Below are 14,030 nucleotides of genomic sequence, written 5' to 3'. Positions count from 1 at the left end.
TATCTCATTGTCCGGTTACCCCCAAGGTTTTGATCCGCGGACGGAACGGTGCCTCGAACATGATTCCTTCGGCGTCTTCGATGTAATAGACATCGGTCTTCCGCATCAAGTACCTGTTGTTGTCGACCAAGGAAGTTGTGACGATCACCTCGGTATTCGTTGCGCTGTGTAGCCGGGCATTTGCCGCCAATAGATCCGCACCGGCAACAAGCGCGGCAACACCGACCGCCTTGGCTGTGGACGATGCGCCTCCTACCGCTATTTCGCGCGCAACGATTATGCCGCCAGCAAGAGCCGCCACACTGCCGGGCTGATAGTCGCCTTGGCCCGCCAGATGCCGGACGACCTGCGCCTCATATGTGACTTGAACGGCTCCCTCGGGCCTCGTCGCGACGTTCAGCCCGCCATTGACGAGTTTGGAAATCAGCATCGAATGAAATCCACGAGAGAAATCACTGTTGTCCCCCGAGGGCGAGACATAGAGCGCCTTTCCCTGAAGCTCCGGGCGACTCCTCAATCCAGTCGTCTGCACGGCGACGTCGCCGGCGATGATATTCCAGTGCTCGGCGGACTTTGCTTTCCGCAGCGTCGCGTCTGGAAAAGGTTCTGCGCTGGGCATCCCTGCCAACTGGGAGCAACCCACAAGGGCTGGAATGCAGAGTAGGGCGGTGGCAAATCGGATTCCGGTCATAAAGTCCCCCTGAACAATCATCTTGCGATTTGAGTATGTTTGCAGGATAGCGCATACAACGGTATGCAGACAAGCCGGAGTGTATAGGCAAACCTTGCCCGCTTATGCGGGACAAGAAGCTACCGACGAAGATCTTTGGTGAGGTGTTGCAGGAATTGCGCTTGCAACAGGCGCTCACACAGGATCAACTTGCCGAACGCGCGGGCACCGAACGCAGCCATATCAGCGCTCTTGAGCGCGCGGAAAAAGGCCCAACGCTTGCAACAATATTGGGCTTGGCTGAAGCACTGAAGATTCCGGCAGCACAGCTAATGGGGTTAGTTGAAGAACGGTTGAGAGAGCTGTGATACGTTCGGTGCAGCGAGCCTTCTACAGACTGGCGCCTGATTGCAATATCGCCGTATCGCCAGCACCGACTATTGTTTGTCAAATAGTCCCGAATCAGTCGCGCAACTCGCGTCCGGTTAGCTTGCGGAACATGTCCTTCAGATTCGCCAGCCGGTGCAGGGTGCGCCGGCTGGTTCGGGCGGCGAGGTGGACCAGCAGTGGCACGGAACTGCAAACGGCGACTCGTCGCGCCAACCGCGCCGGCAGCCGCCTCGCCACTATGCCGAAAGTTAGCCCCATACCGTCGATTAGCCATTACACTTGCATGGATAATATCGACCAAATGGAGGCAGGCATGACCGGCAGGCAAACCGTTCCGGCGAGCCATCAAGGCGTCGACGAGCTGGATTTTTCCGTTCGACTCATGGAACAACTGGTGGTGCCGACCTTTGTCATCGACGCCGGGTGCCGGGTCATCATCTGGAACCGTGCCTGCGAACGCCTTACCGGCATCAAGGCCGCCGAGGTGATCGGCACCCGGGAACATTGGCGCGGTTTCTACGACGAGCCGCGTCCCTGCCTGGCCGACCTGGTCGCGCTGGGTCGCACCGGGGAAATCGACGCGCTCTACGTCACGCATGACCACGTCGGCGGGGAGGCCGCCGCCGCGCACGGGCGCAAGGCGGAAAACTGGTGCGTCATGCCGCGCATGGGCGCGCGACTGTACCTGGCCGTCGATGCGGGGCCCATCTACGATAGCCATGGCAAGGTGGTCGCCGTGGTGGAAACACTGCGCGACATGACGGAGCAGAAGGAGGCCCAGGCCGAGCTCGAACGCCTGGCCTTGCGCGACGGACTGACCAGCGTGGCCAACCGCCGCAGCTTCGACAGCACCCTGAATGCCGAGTGGCGCCGCGCCACTCGGGAGTCCCGTGCGTTGTCACTGCTCATGATCGACGTGGACTTCTTCAAGCTTTACAACGACACCTACGGGCACCAGGGGGGCGACGAATGCCTGCGGCGCGTCGCCGGCGCCCTGTCGAGTGTCGTCAAGCGATCCAGCGACGAGGTCGCCCGGTATGGCGGCGAGGAGTTCGCCATCCTCCTGCCCACCACGGACCAGCCGGGGGCCTGCATCGTCGCCGAGCGCATTCGCGTCGCCGTCGAGGAGCTCGCCATGCCGCACGCGAGGTCCGCGATTGCCGACCATGTCACGATCAGCATTGGGGTCGCCTCGATGGCCGTTTCCATGCAAGCCGTGCCGACGCAACTGGTCGGCATCGCGGACCAAGCCTTGTATCGAGCCAAGCAGCAAGGGCGCAACCGGGTCGCCACGGGCGACCCGGTTGTCGCCATGGGTACCTGATCGTCCGTGGTTTCCGATGTCTGCTTGCCGTCGCGCCGGCGCCGACTTTTCGTATTCCGCTGCGCGAGCCGGATGCGGCGCAGGTTCAGTCCCGCAATTCCCTGCCGGTCAGCTTGAGGAACACGTCCTCCAGGTTCGCCGGTCGGTGCAGGGTGCGCAGGCTGGGCCAGGCGGCGAGTTGGGCCAGCAGGGGCGTGGCGTCGGCGACGTAGCAGAAGGCGGTCTCGCCGCTGACCTCGACGCGATTCGAAAAGGCCTGTGCCTCGCGCTGGGCCCAGCCGGGCGCATCTTCACCGTAGACCTCGACCACCTGCGCTTCGATGTTGCCGCGGATCAGGTCGCGGGGCGCTCCGTCGGCCACCATGCGGCCGGCGTCGATGATGGCCAGGCGCTGACACAGGCGCTCGGCTTCGTCCATGAAGTGCGTCGTCAGCAGGATGGTCTTGCCCTGCGCCTGCAAGCGCTTGAGCCGTTCCCAGATGAGGTGGCGCGCCTGAGGGTCGAGCCCGGTGGTGGGTTCGTCGAGCAGCAGCAGTTCGGGGTCGTTCACCAGCGCGCGGGCCAGGGTCAGGCGCCGCTTCATGCCGCCCGACAGGGTGCGGATATTGGCATCTGCCTTGCCGGCGAGGCCGGCGAAATCCAGCAACTCGGCGATCTTCGGCCTGATTTCGGCGTCCTTCATGCCGAAGTAGCGGCCATACACGACCAAGTTTTCGGCGGCGGTGAAATCCGGGTCGAGGTTGTCGAACTGCGGCACCACGCCGATCTTCATGCGGGCTTCGCGTGCCCGCTGCGGCACCGGTTCGCCGGCCAGGATAATCTCGCCCGAATCCGGTGCGGTGAGGCCGAGGCAGCAGCGCAGCGTGGTGGTCTTGCCGGCGCCGTTGGGGCCGAGCAGTCCATAGCACTCGCCGCGCCGCAGTTCGAAGCCGAGCCCGGCGACGACTTCGCGGCCCTCGTAGGACTTGCGCAGCGACACCACCCGCAGTGGGCTCATGGGCGATCCGTGATGCAGCACATATTCCTGTTCCGTCGCTGAAGGTAAAATTCTAACAGCCCGCATCGACCCGTTCGTGCGGGCGTACCATGCGATGACGGCGCGCGGCCGAATGGCGGCGGGCCGCTGGGCATATCGGGGCTTGGTGTGGGCGTAGTGCTTGCCGGGAGGCGATGTCGGCGATGGCTGGACTTACGGATCTGGATGGACTGTTTGACGACGACGGTGGTGGCGACGCCAAGCCTGGCACGACCCCGTTGCGGCGGCCCGCCGCGCAGCTCCTGCCCTGCCCCTACGGCACTCTGTCCTACCTGTTGATCGAGGACTCGCAGACCATGCGCGTCTGGTTGCGCAACACCATAGCGAACGCGGGCGGCACCAAGATCGACGTCTCCGACAGCTACCACGACGCGCTCTACCGGATACGGAATCGCGGCAACTACGATGTCGTATTGTGCGACTACATCCTCTCCGACACCCGCGACGGCCAGCAGTTGCTCGAAGAAGTCAGGCGACAGAAGCTGCTGCCGCAGTCGACCATCTGGATCATGATCACCGGCGAGCGCAAATACGAGCAGGTATTTTCGGCGGTGGAACTTGCCCCCGACGACTACCTGATCAAGCCCATCTCGCCGGACATGCTGCACGTACGGTTGGGCAAGGCCTGGGATCGTCGCCAGGCGCTGAAGGGGGCGACGGACCTGTTCGATGCCGGCCGTTTCGGCGAGGCGCTGGAGGTGTGCCGGCGCAGTTCGCTGGACAACCCGCGTCATTCGTCCGGATTCCAGCGCATCGCGGGCGAATGCATGTTGCAGATGGAGCATTTCCAGGAAGCCTACGACCATTTCGAGTCCATCCTGACCGATCGCCCGGTGCTGCCATGGGCCAAGCTGGGCAAGGCGCGCGCCTTCTTCCACCTCGATCGCTACGACGAGACCGCGGCCATCATCGAGGAACTGATCCACGACAATCCGGATTACCTGCACGCGCACGACCTGCTGGCCAAGGTGCACGAACGCAAGGGCGACCTCGAAGCCACCAAGGTGCTGCTCAAGCTGGTGCTGGAGAAGAACCCCAAGTCGCTCCAGCGCCAGCGCGAGATAGCGCGCATCGCGGTGGCCACCGACGACCCCCTGACGGCGATCGATGCCTATGCGATGATGCACCGGCACGGGCGCGGTTCGAGTTTCATCCGCCCCGGCGATTTCAGCACCTATGCCGGCATGCTGATCAAGAGCGGCAGCAAGGCGGCGCTGGAACGACTCGAAGGACTCTCCGCCAACCTCGCCGACTTCCACAAGAGCGACCCCGCCTATGCGCTTTCCGGCAAGACGGTGTCCTATGCCGCTGCCGTGGCCAAGGGCGACCGCAAGGCGGTCGACGACGCCTACCAGAAGATGCGCCAGGCCCTTGGCGCGACCACGGCGGGGGGGCACGAGCTGGATCGCGAGGAGTCGATGTTCGTGCTCGAAGCCGCGGTCGAAATGGGCGACGAAGACACGGCGTGCCAGATGGCGCAGGCCCTGTACCAGGACCACATCGGCAACCAGTCGATCGAGGCGCGCATCATGACCATGATGGCCAAAGGCGGCTGGGAGGCCCACGCGACGCGCATTGCCGAGGGTGCCAGCGAAAACCTGCGGCAGCTAAACGTCGCCGCCGCCAACATGGCCAAGCACGGCCAGTTGCTCGGTGCCGTGGAGGAATTCGCCCGGCTGGCCGAGTCGAACAAGAACGTCGCGGTCTACCTCAATGCCGCGACCTGCATCGTCAAGTGCTTCGAGGAGCTCGCCGCCGGCCGCCTGGCGATTGATGGCGACACGCGCAAGCGGCTCAACAACCGCATGCAGGGCTACCTGAATTTCGTCGCCCTGCGCGACGTCGGCAACCACCGGCTGGAGCAGATCCGCAAGACCTGGGAGGCCATGCCGCACTGACACCGGGTTGCGCGAAACAGCAGGTTTCGTCACTGGAGAGCGCCGCCTCGCCCGTGTGATCGACGTCAGTGCCAGGCGCGCTGGATCAAGTCGCGGATCAGGTGCAGGCGGCGATGGAAGAAATGGTCGGCGCCGGGTATCACCACCACCGGCAGATCGAGCGGCGTGGCCCAGGCCAGGACATTGGCCAGGCGCACGGTTTCGTCTTCCGAGCCGTGGATGACCAGCGTGTCGGGCGCCACCGCCTCGGTTTCGTAACGGCGCATGCCTTCGACGAAACCGGCCGCCGTGCCCACCAGTACCAGCCAGCGCGCCGGATCGCCGGCGGTGGCAAGGCGTTTCGCCAGCCGCGTGGTGACGTAGGCGCCGAAGGAAAATCCGGCCAGATAGAGGGGCAGCGGCGTGCCGGCAGGGGTAAGCCGGCTGGCGAAGCGTGCGCGGGCCCAATCGTGCACCGCCAGTACGTCGTCGGTCTCGGCGTCGCCGTGGTCGTGCGCGCCCTCGCTGCCGCCGACGCCGCGAAAGCTGGGCCGCAGCGTGATGCAGCCTCGCTCGCGGAAGGCGCGCGCCAGCGTGGTCACCACCTTGTTGTCGGCGGTGCCGCCGAACAGCGGATGCGGATGCGCGATCAGAGCAATGCCGCTTGGGCTTTCATGGTCCTCGACGAAGACCTCGATCTTGCCGTCGGGGCCGTCCAGCAGCACGCGTTCGTGGCGCGACACCTTCAGTCCACCATGAGCCGCTCGACCACGCGGCCATTGACCAGGTGCTGGTCGATGATCTCGTCGATGTCCTCCTGGTCCACATAGGTGTACCAGACCGCCGCGGGATAGATCACCATCACCGGGCCCTTCTCGCAGCGATCGAGGCAGCCCGCCGCGTTGATGCGCACCCTGCCCGGCAGCTTGCTACCCAGCGACTTGACCTTGTCCTTGGCGTAGGCGCGCATGTCGCCGGCACCGTGGTTGTTGCAGCAGGCCTCGCCCGCCGCGCGCTGGTTGGTGCAGAAGAAAACGTGGTGCGTGAAGTGGCTCATGGCTTGGGTTCCGGGCGGGGGACGGAGGGCGAATTCTACCGGGCCGGCGCGGGATACTTGGCCGCATTCTTGACGATCTTGTGGCGTGCCGCGGCGATCGGGTCGATGCCCAGCACGTCGGCCAGTTCGGTCAGGTAGATCAGCACGTCGGCGATCTCGTCGGCGACCTCGGCGTGTTTTTCCGGCGCCAGTGCCAGGCTTTCCTCGGGCGTCGCCCACTGGAAATGTTCGACCAGTTCCGCCGCCTCGACGCTGAGCGCCATGACCAGGTTCTTCGGTGTGTGGTAGCGATGCCAGTCGCGTGCGGCGCAGAACGCCCGCAGCGCATCGCGCAGGGTGGTGAGGTCAGTAATCGGAGTCATTTGTTCTCGGTCGGTAGGACATCAGCCATGGCAGCGCCAGGAAGGGCCAGAGCGAGGAAATCAGGCGCGTCAGGCCGTTGAAGTTGAGGAACTGGCCGGGGTTCCAGATATTCAGCGTATTCTGCAGGTAGGGATTGTCCGGCGCGACATTTACCATGACGGTGGCAAACAGCAGCGCCAGCGCGGCCACCGCGCGCTGCAATTCGATGCCGAGGAAGGTGGCGCTCCACCACAGCAGCAGCCCGATCGCCATGCCGGTGCTGTTGCCGGGCGTGATCCAGGCCAGTGCCGCCGCCTGGCCCATGAGAACGCCGTGGGTGGCCGCCTTGACCAATACGGCGAATAGCAGCAGGCCGATCGTCAGCGGTCGCGCATGGCGCCGCAACAGCAGGGTGACGATCAGTCCGGCCGCTAGCAGGCCGGAGGCGGCGATGGTGGTTTCGACGCTGATGAAACGTTCCGCGAGAAAGGGCTGTACCGGGGGCAGGTCGAGCATCAGGCGCAGGTTGCCGCTGCCGAACAGCAGCGATTCCGGCGAGAGCTGGGTCAGCAACCAGGCCGCCACCAGCATCACGCCCAGGTCGACGCCATAGCCGCGCATCAGGTTTTTTCGCCGCCAGTCGGCGAGGCGTCCCTCGTCCAGCAGGTAGCTTGCCTTGCTGGCGCCCAGCCAGGCACCGAGCAATGCGCCCGCGGCGTTGCAGGCCAGGTCCAGGTTGGAGGGGACGCGGTCGGGCAGGTAGTTCTGCAGCAATTCCATCGACAGGCTCACGGCGCTGCCGAGCAGGGTCGCCAACAGCCCCGCCGGAACGGCGGGCAACCGGCGGCGCAGCGCGGCGGCACAGAGGAGGCCGAAGGGCAGGTATACCGCGACATTGGTCGCCAGGTCGAAGTCGGTGTAATACCGCGGCCAGGCGGCGTACAGGAAGTCCAGCGGATTGCCGCCGCTGTCGCGCCAGCCGGCAAGGGGATACAGGCTGGCATAGACGATCAGCAGCAGGTAGCCGCCGGTCAGGTAGAGCGTCAGGTGGGTGCGCGAGCCGATTGCCACGAACAGGATTCTGCCCCCTTCATGCAGGAGCGACAAGCCTCGCCAGCGGCGATGCGACGCTACCGGTTGCGCTGGAGGTTGGTCAGGCAGTCGGTCGGGAAGGCGTCGATCACGATCAAGGTCCGGTCGAGCGCCCGGCACGCGGATTCCACGGTGAGTGACGCGCCGAGGCTTCGGTCGCGCGCTCCACCCGAGGCGCCGTGGTTACAGTGGTTGTTCGAGATGCGTCGGTGCTGGCCGCGGGGATTGGCTGCACCGAGCATGGTGCCCCGCGCAAGGATCAAGCGGCCTTTGGCAAATCCGGGCTTGTATGTCCGGCTTCCACGCGCCATGCGTCCGGCGTTTCCAAGGCAGATCGGTTTGGCATCGAGTCCAGGGGCAAGGGTGATTCTCGACGACGCTCCGGTGGTGGAAATGATCTCACGCGGGGGCCCCTCGTGCATATCGGGGGGATGGGGTGCACATTGGGGAGCCGCTTGGCGCGTTCGATGGCGACATTCTGGGTGGCGATGTTTGCGGCAGGGGTTTCGGCATCCCGGCTTTCCGCTGCGGGCGGAACGGGGAAAGTCGGCGCTGGCGCCACGGTCGCTGCGACGGCCATGGGTTCGGCCGGTCGAGCAGCAGATCGCGGGCGTCCGTCAGGATCGCAATGCGCTCGTACTCTTGCTCGTTCTCGGACTGTGCGTCCAGCGTCAGTCGAAGGACGCCATGGGTCTGCTGCATGTCCGCCGGGGAGGCTTTGTCGCCGAGGCCGAGAAGCTCGTAGAGGGTCTGCTTGTCGGCTGTCCGGTTCAGTGTCGGTGTTCCGGGTCGGCGTGATGGGTCTGCGACGCGGCGTGGTGGTGCAATATCGCGTGCGGGTCGTGGTCAGGCAGGCGGTGGCCTACCCACTGCGGCAGCAGCGAGCCGACGACCATGCCGAGGATGGACACGCCCAGTCCGATCAGTTGGGGCGGCACAAGGCTCGCTTCGCCGATCAGCACTTCGACCAGCACCCAGGAGAGCAGGCCGCCGAAGGTCGCCGCCAGCGCGCCCTGCGTCGTCGCGCGGCGCCAGAAGATGCCGGCGGCGAGCGGCACGAAGGCGCCGGCGAGCGTCACCTTGTAGGCGTTCTCCACCATCTTGAAGATCGAGGCTTCGGACTTCAGCGCGAAACCGAGCACGATGCAGGTGAATACCACCAGGCACAGGCGCATCACCCGCAGGAACTGGTGGTCGCCCATGTTCGGGTAGAAACCGCGCACCACGTTCTCGGCGAAAGTGACCGAGGGCGCCAGCAGCGTCGCGGAGGAGCAGCTCATGATGGCCGACAGTACCGCGCCGAAGAACAGCACCTGGGCGAACAGCGGCGTGTGCTGCAGCACCAGGGTCGGCAGCACCAGCTGCGTGTCCTTGGCCAGCAGCTCGTTGAACAGCGCGGGGTCGATCAGCGTCGCCGAATAGGCGATGAACATCGGCACGAAGGTGAAGCAGAAATAGATCGAGGCGCCGAGCACCGAACCCCACAGCGCGATGTTCGCCGTCTTCGCCGAGGTGATGCGCTGGAACACGTCCTGCTGCGGGATCGAGCCCAGCATCATGGTCATCCAGGTGCCGAGGAAGGTCAGCCACAGCCAGGGGTCGGGCGCCGGGAAGAATTCCAGCTTGCCGGCCGCCGCGGCGTGGTCGATCACCGCCGTGGCGCCACCGCCGACTTTTCCGCTGACTGTCCAGGCGATGAACAGCAGGCCGCCCATCGACACCGCCATCTGCACGAAATCGAGGATGGCCACCGAGAACATGCCGCCGAACACGGTGTAGGTCAGCACGATGCCGGCACCGAGGATCATGCCGGCCTCCTGCGACACGGCGCCGTCGGTGACGACGTAGAAGATCAGCCCCAGGGCCTTGATCTGCGCCGCCACCCAGCCCAGGTAGGAGAGCACGATGCAGATGGTGGTGATGACTTCGACCGCGCGGTTGTAGCGCATTCGGTAGAAGTCGCCGAGGGTGATGATGTTGAGCTTGTAGAGGTAGCGCGAGAAGATCAGGCCGGCGATGATCAGACACATCGAGGAGCCGAAGGGGTCGGCCACCACGCCGCCGAGGCCGTCCTTGACGAAGGTGGCGGAGACGCCGAACACGGCCTCTGCGCCGAACCAGGTGGCGAACACCGTGGCGGTCACCACCGGAAGCGGCAGGCTGCGGCCGGCGACGGCGAAGTCCCTGGCGTTATGGACCCGGGTGGCGGCGAACAGTCCGATGCCGACCGAGACCATCAGATAGAGGACGACGAACCAGAGCAGCATGTCAGTGAGCAGTAGTCAGTGAGCCAAAAGTATAAATGTGGCGCCGATCCCGCGTAAATCCCTCTCCTCAGGCGCGCAGGAAAGCGAACGCCAGTGCACCCGCGGCGACCGCGAATGCGAGCCAGAGCAGTCGCCGCAGGCTGCGTACTTCGGCGGCGAGGTTTTCCAATTCCAGGTTGGGCGCGGGCGTCGCCGTAGCGGTCAGCGCCTGGTGCACCAGGCGCGGCAGTGTCGGCAGCAGCCGGGCCCAGTTGGTTGCCTCGCGCCTGATGTTGTTCTCCAGCGCCAGCCAGCCCAGCTGTTCGCTCATCCAGCGCTCGAGGAAGGGCAGGGCGGTTTGCCACAGGTCGAGGTCGGGGTCGAGTTCGCGGCCGAGGCCCTCGACGTTGAGCAGGGTCTTCTGCAGCAGCACGAGTTGGGGTTGCACTTCGACGTTGAACTGGCGCGAGGTCTGGAACAGCCGCAGCAACACGCGGCCGAGCGAAATTTCCTTCAGCGGGCGGTCGAAGAAGGGTTCGCAGACCGAGCGGATCGCCGCCTCGAACTCGTCGACGCGGGTTTCCTTGGGCGCCCACCCGGATTCGATGTGCGCCTCGGCCACGCGCTTGTAGTCGCGCTTGAAGAAGGCCAGGAAATTCTGCGCCAGGTAGTTCTTGTCGACGTCCGACAGCGTGCCGACGATGCCGAAATCGAGCGCGATGTAGCTGCCCTTGCGCGGCCCCTCCGTGGCGACGAAGATGTTGCCCGGATGCATGTCGGCGTGGAAGAAGCCGTCGCGGAACACCTGGGTGAAGAATATTTCGACGCCGGCGCGCGCCAGGCGCGGTATGTCCACGCCCTTGTCGCGCAGGGCGTCGATCTGCGAAATGGTCGTACCGTGCATGCGCTCCATGACCATGACGCTGGTGCTGCACCAGTCCCAATGCACCTCGGGCAGGACCAACAGGTCGGAGCCTTCGAAATTGCGCCGCAACTGCGAGCAGTTGGCCGCTTCGCGCATCAGGTCGAGTTCGTAATGCAGGTACTTGTCGAACTCCGCCACCACCTCCCGCGGCTTGAGGCGCCGCCCATCGGCCCAGACCGTTTCCAGCAGGTTCGCTGCGACCTGCAGCAGCGCGATGTCATGCTCGATCACCGGCTGGATGCCGGGACGCAGAATCTTGACCGCGACCTCGCGGCCATCCGGCAGCACCGCGAAATGCACCTGCGCCACCGAAGCGGAGGCGACCGGTTGCCGTTCGAACCGCGCAAAGATCTGGTCTACCGGCTTGCCGTAGGCCTTCTCGAGTTCGGCGATGGCCAGTTCCGACGGGAAGGGCGGCACGCGGTCCTGCAACTTCGCCAGTTCGTCGGCGATGTCCAACGGCAGCAAGTCGCGTCGGGTCGACAGCAACTGGCCGAACTTGACGAAGATCGGCCCCAGGTCTTCCAGTGCCTGGCGCAGGCGCACGGCGCGCGGTGCGGACAGGTCGCGCCAGAACATCAGGCGCTGCGCAGCAAGCAGCAGGCGCGTGCGCATGCCCGGTTCGACCTCGTGTTCGAGGACCAGGCTGTCGAGTCCGTAGAGGTACGCGACGCGGGCGATTCGGATCAGGCGGAAGAGGCGCACGGGGGCGGGCGAGGAACCTGGATTCAGTGGGGGGCCGACGCCGGCATTATCGAGGTTAAGCGAAGCGGCCGTAGCTAAAATTGAAAATTTCAGTGCAGGCTAACGTTGGCCTCATCGACGTTAAGCGAAGCGGCCGTAGCTAAAACGGGAAGTATAATCCACAGCCTTTCGAAAGCCCCCAACCACCGATATGGCTGCATCCAGCGAAAAAATCAGTAGCGGCTTCGACGCCCGCCAGCATCTCGCCGGCCTGCTGCGTGCGGCACTGGCCAGCGTGGCTCCCGGCCAGGGACTTGCCGAAATACTCCTGGAACGTCCCAAGCAGGCCAGCCACGGCGATTTTGCCAGCAACGTCGCGATGCAGCTGGCGCGCGAATTGAAGACCAATCCGCGCCAGATCGCCGAGCGCCTGGTGCGCGAGCTGCCCGCCTCGTCGGCCCTGGCGAAGGTCGAGATCGCCGGTGCCGGCTTCATCAATTTCACGCTGACCGCCGCCGCCCGCTGCGCCGTGGTCGACGCCGTGCTGGCCAACGGACATGATTTCGGCCGCGGCCCGGTGCGCAACGGCCGCGCCGCGCGCCGCCTGCAGGTCGAGTTCGTTTCCGCCAACCCCACGGGCCCGCTGCACGTCGGCCACGGCCGCGGCGCTGCCTTCGGCGCCAGCCTGGCCTCGCTGCTGGCCTTCGCCGGTTACGAGGTGACGCGCGAGTATTACGTCAATGACGCCGGCCGCCAGATGGACATCCTGGCGCTGTCGGCATGGCTGCGCTACCTGGAACTTTTCGACGAGCCGCTGCCCTTTCCGCCCAATGCCTACCAGGGCGGCTACGTGCGCGAGATGGCCGAACAGATCAGGCAGGCCCACGGCGACCGCTACGTGCATCCGGCCGAGGCCGTGCTGGCCTGCTTACCCGATACCGACGACATCGAGGCACGCCTCGACGGCCTGATCCTCGCCGGCAAGGACCTGCTGGGTGAGGACTGGGCCTACGTGCACAGCCACGTGCTGTCCGAGCAACTGGCCGACTGCCGCGCTGACCTCGAAGAATTCGGCGTGCATTTCGACGTCTGGTTCTCCGAGCGCAGCCTCTACGACACAGGCATGGTGGCGCGTGCGGTGGAGAAACTGGAAAAATCCGGCCACATTTACGTCCAGGACGGCGCCAAGTGGTTCCAGTCCACCGCCTTCGGCGACGAGAAGGACCGCGTCGTGCAGCGCGAGAACGGCATCTACACCTATTTCGCGTCCGACGTCGCCTACCACCTCAACAAGTTCGAGCGCGGCTTCGACAAGGTGATCGACGTCTGGGGCGCCGACCACCACGGCTACATCCCGCGCGTCAGGGGCGCGCTGTCGGCCGCCGGCGCCGATGCGAGCCGCCTCGAAGTTACGCTGGTGCAGTTCGTCAGCCTGTTTCGCGATGGGCAGAAAGTCTCGATGTCCACCCGCTCCGGCGACTACGTCACGTTGCGCCAGTTGCGCGCGGAAGTCGGCAACGACGCCTGCCGCTTCTTCTACATGCTGCGCAAGTGCGACCAGGCGCTGGACTTCGACCTCGACCTGGCCAAGTCGCAGAGCAACGACAACCCGGTCTATTACGTGCAGTACGCCCACGCCCGCATCTGCTCGGTGCTGGCACAGTGGGACGGCGATGCCGCCGAACTGGCGGGCGCCGACTTGTCGCCGCTGCAGAACGAACGCGAGTTCGCCCTCTGCGCGCGCCTGGCCGAATTCCCCGACCTGATCCTGCAGGCGGCGCGCGACCATGCGCCGCATGCGCTGGCCTTCTATCTCAAGGACCTGGCCGGCGACTTCCACAGCTGGTACAACGCCGAGCGGGTGCTGGTCGACGATCCGGCAGTCCGCCGCGCGCGCCTGGCGCTGGCCCTGGCGACGCGCCAGGTGCTGCAGAACGGCCTTTCCCTGCTGGGCGTATCGCAACCGGTGAGCATGTGACCATGGGCAAGTTCGACAAGACGGGTGACCAGGGCGTGCGCCCTGCGGTGAAACCCGGGGCGCCGCGGAACAAGAGCGGCGGCGGCACCCTGCTCGGCGTGTTCGTCGGCCTGGTGATCGGGGTCAGCATCGCCTTCGGCGTGGTCTGGTACCTCAACAAGTCGCCGCTGCCCTTCCAGAACAAGTACGAAGGCGCGCCCAAGGCGGACAAGGCCGCCAACGGAGCCAATCCCAAGGCGCCGCCGGTAGCGCTGCCGGGCAAGCCCGGCGACAAGCCCGCCGAGCGGCAGCGCTTCGACTTCTACAACATTCTCGAAGGCAAGACCGTCGCCACTCCGGGCGCACCGACACCGGCGCCAGCCGCCGCCGCCGCCGTGGCGTCCGCGCCCGCAGGATCGGCCGCCGCGCC

The 14,030-nt window shown here is 65.4% G+C and carries 13 protein-coding genes and 1 pseudogene; 5 read left to right on the top strand and 9 right to left on the bottom strand.

Translation table 11 applies throughout. From position 1 onward, the window contains the following. Positions 1–4: 4 nt before the first annotated feature. Entirely contained in the window at positions 5–691 is a 687-nt protein-coding gene (locus tag J0M27_RS11810; RefSeq protein WP_294991671.1) for a hypothetical protein, read from the bottom strand. A 104-nt stretch (positions 692–795) separates the two neighbouring features. Here J0M27_RS11810 and J0M27_RS11805 point away from each other — a divergent pair, with 104 nt between their 5' ends. Then, positions 796–1,038 (top strand): helix-turn-helix transcriptional regulator, encoded by a 243-nt coding sequence (locus J0M27_RS11805; RefSeq protein ID WP_294991668.1) that lies wholly within the window; start codon positions 796–798, stop codon positions 1,036–1,038. A 335-nt stretch (positions 1,039–1,373) separates the two neighbouring features. Continuing rightward, positions 1,374–2,384, top strand: a complete 1,011-nt coding sequence (locus J0M27_RS11800) for a diguanylate cyclase (protein WP_294991665.1) — start codon at positions 1,374–1,376, stop codon at positions 2,382–2,384. A gap of 85 nt (positions 2,385–2,469) precedes the next feature. On the opposite strand, the gene J0M27_RS11795 is transcribed toward J0M27_RS11800, so the two are convergent. Then, positions 2,470–3,381, bottom strand: a complete 912-nt coding sequence (locus tag J0M27_RS11795; RefSeq protein WP_294991663.1) for an ATP-binding cassette domain-containing protein — start codon at positions 3,379–3,381, stop codon at positions 2,470–2,472. Between the two features lie 182 nt (positions 3,382–3,563). Between J0M27_RS11795 and J0M27_RS11790 the strand changes: the two genes are divergently transcribed. After that, positions 3,564–5,318, top strand: a complete 1,755-nt coding sequence (locus J0M27_RS11790) for a response regulator (RefSeq protein ID WP_294991660.1) — start codon at positions 3,564–3,566, stop codon at positions 5,316–5,318. A gap of 65 nt (positions 5,319–5,383) precedes the next feature. On the opposite strand, the gene J0M27_RS11785 is transcribed toward J0M27_RS11790, so the two are convergent. The 7 genes from J0M27_RS11785 to ubiB all read right to left on the bottom strand — a co-directional run bounded on the left by J0M27_RS11785 (position 5,384) and on the right by ubiB (position 11,664). Beyond that, the gene (locus tag J0M27_RS11785; protein ID WP_294991657.1) at positions 5,384–6,040 is read right to left on the bottom strand and encodes a CocE/NonD family hydrolase; all 657 of its coding nucleotides are present in this window, start codon (positions 6,038–6,040) and stop codon (positions 5,384–5,386) included. Positions 6,041–6,042: 2 nt separating this feature from the next. Beyond that, positions 6,043–6,354, bottom strand: coding sequence for a (2Fe-2S) ferredoxin domain-containing protein (locus J0M27_RS11780; protein ID WP_294991654.1), 312 nt, complete (start codon positions 6,352–6,354; stop codon positions 6,043–6,045). A 35-nt stretch (positions 6,355–6,389) separates the two neighbouring features. Beyond that, positions 6,390–6,716, bottom strand: coding sequence for a nucleotide pyrophosphohydrolase (locus tag J0M27_RS11775; RefSeq protein WP_294991652.1), 327 nt, complete (start codon positions 6,714–6,716; stop codon positions 6,390–6,392). Beyond that, complete coding sequence (locus tag J0M27_RS11770; RefSeq protein ID WP_294991648.1) at positions 6,700–7,767, bottom strand: VanZ family protein; 1,068 nt, start codon at positions 7,765–7,767, stop codon at positions 6,700–6,702. The genes J0M27_RS11775 and J0M27_RS11770 overlap by 17 nt, the downstream gene beginning before the upstream one ends. Before the next feature lie 59 nt (positions 7,768–7,826). After that, positions 7,827–8,099: a hypothetical protein gene (locus tag J0M27_RS11765; RefSeq protein ID WP_294991645.1), complete on the bottom strand. Its 273-nt coding sequence runs from the start codon at positions 8,097–8,099 to the stop codon at positions 7,827–7,829. Between the two features lie 459 nt (positions 8,100–8,558). Further along, positions 8,559–10,055, bottom strand: a complete 1,497-nt coding sequence (locus J0M27_RS11760; protein WP_294991642.1) for a sodium:solute symporter family protein — start codon at positions 10,053–10,055, stop codon at positions 8,559–8,561. A gap of 67 nt (positions 10,056–10,122) precedes the next feature. Further along, positions 10,123–11,664 (bottom strand): ubiquinone biosynthesis regulatory protein kinase UbiB, encoded by a 1,542-nt coding sequence (gene ubiB / locus J0M27_RS11755; protein ID WP_294991639.1) that lies wholly within the window; start codon positions 11,662–11,664, stop codon positions 10,123–10,125. A 190-nt stretch (positions 11,665–11,854) separates the two neighbouring features. On the opposite strand from ubiB, the gene argS reads away from it, so the two are divergent. Together argS and J0M27_RS11745 are read left to right on the top strand one after the other, a co-directional pair. Beyond that, positions 11,855–13,621: an arginine--tRNA ligase gene (gene argS, locus J0M27_RS11750; RefSeq protein ID WP_294991636.1), complete on the top strand. Its 1,767-nt coding sequence runs from the start codon at positions 11,855–11,857 to the stop codon at positions 13,619–13,621. A gap of 2 nt (positions 13,622–13,623) precedes the next feature. Beyond that, positions 13,624–14,030, top strand: a pseudogene (locus tag J0M27_RS11745) (hypothetical protein); the annotation flags it as partial.

The sequence above is a fragment of the Sulfuritalea sp. genome (genome assembly GCF_017302275.1).
Taxonomy (GTDB): Bacteria; Pseudomonadota; Gammaproteobacteria; order Burkholderiales; family Rhodocyclaceae; genus Sulfuritalea.
This window is presented reverse-complemented; position numbering and strand designations above follow the sequence as displayed.

Excerpts from the sequence above, each read along its gene's own strand:
- J0M27_RS11810 (WP_294991671.1), bottom strand. The coding sequence starts at position 691 with ATGACCGGAATCCGATTTGCCACCGCCCTACTCTGCATTCCAGCCCTT.
- J0M27_RS11805 (WP_294991668.1), top strand. The coding sequence starts at position 796 with ATGCGGGACAAGAAGCTACCGACGAAGATCTTTGGTGAGGTGTTGCAG.
- J0M27_RS11800 (WP_294991665.1), top strand. The coding sequence starts at position 1,374 with ATGACCGGCAGGCAAACCGTTCCGGCGAGCCATCAAGGCGTCGACGAG.
- J0M27_RS11795 (WP_294991663.1), bottom strand. The coding sequence starts at position 3,381 with ATGAGCCCACTGCGGGTGGTGTCGCTGCGCAAGTCCTACGAGGGCCGC.
- J0M27_RS11790 (WP_294991660.1), top strand. The coding sequence starts at position 3,564 with ATGGCTGGACTTACGGATCTGGATGGACTGTTTGACGACGACGGTGGT.
- J0M27_RS11780 (WP_294991654.1), bottom strand. The coding sequence starts at position 6,354 with ATGAGCCACTTCACGCACCACGTTTTCTTCTGCACCAACCAGCGCGCG.
- J0M27_RS11775 (WP_294991652.1), bottom strand. The coding sequence starts at position 6,716 with ATGACTCCGATTACTGACCTCACCACCCTGCGCGATGCGCTGCGGGCG.
- J0M27_RS11765 (WP_294991645.1), bottom strand. The coding sequence starts at position 8,099 with ATGGCGCGTGGAAGCCGGACATACAAGCCCGGATTTGCCAAAGGCCGC.
- J0M27_RS11760 (WP_294991642.1), bottom strand. The coding sequence starts at position 10,055 with ATGCTGCTCTGGTTCGTCGTCCTCTATCTGATGGTCTCGGTCGGCATC.
- argS (WP_294991636.1), top strand. The coding sequence starts at position 11,855 with ATGGCTGCATCCAGCGAAAAAATCAGTAGCGGCTTCGACGCCCGCCAG.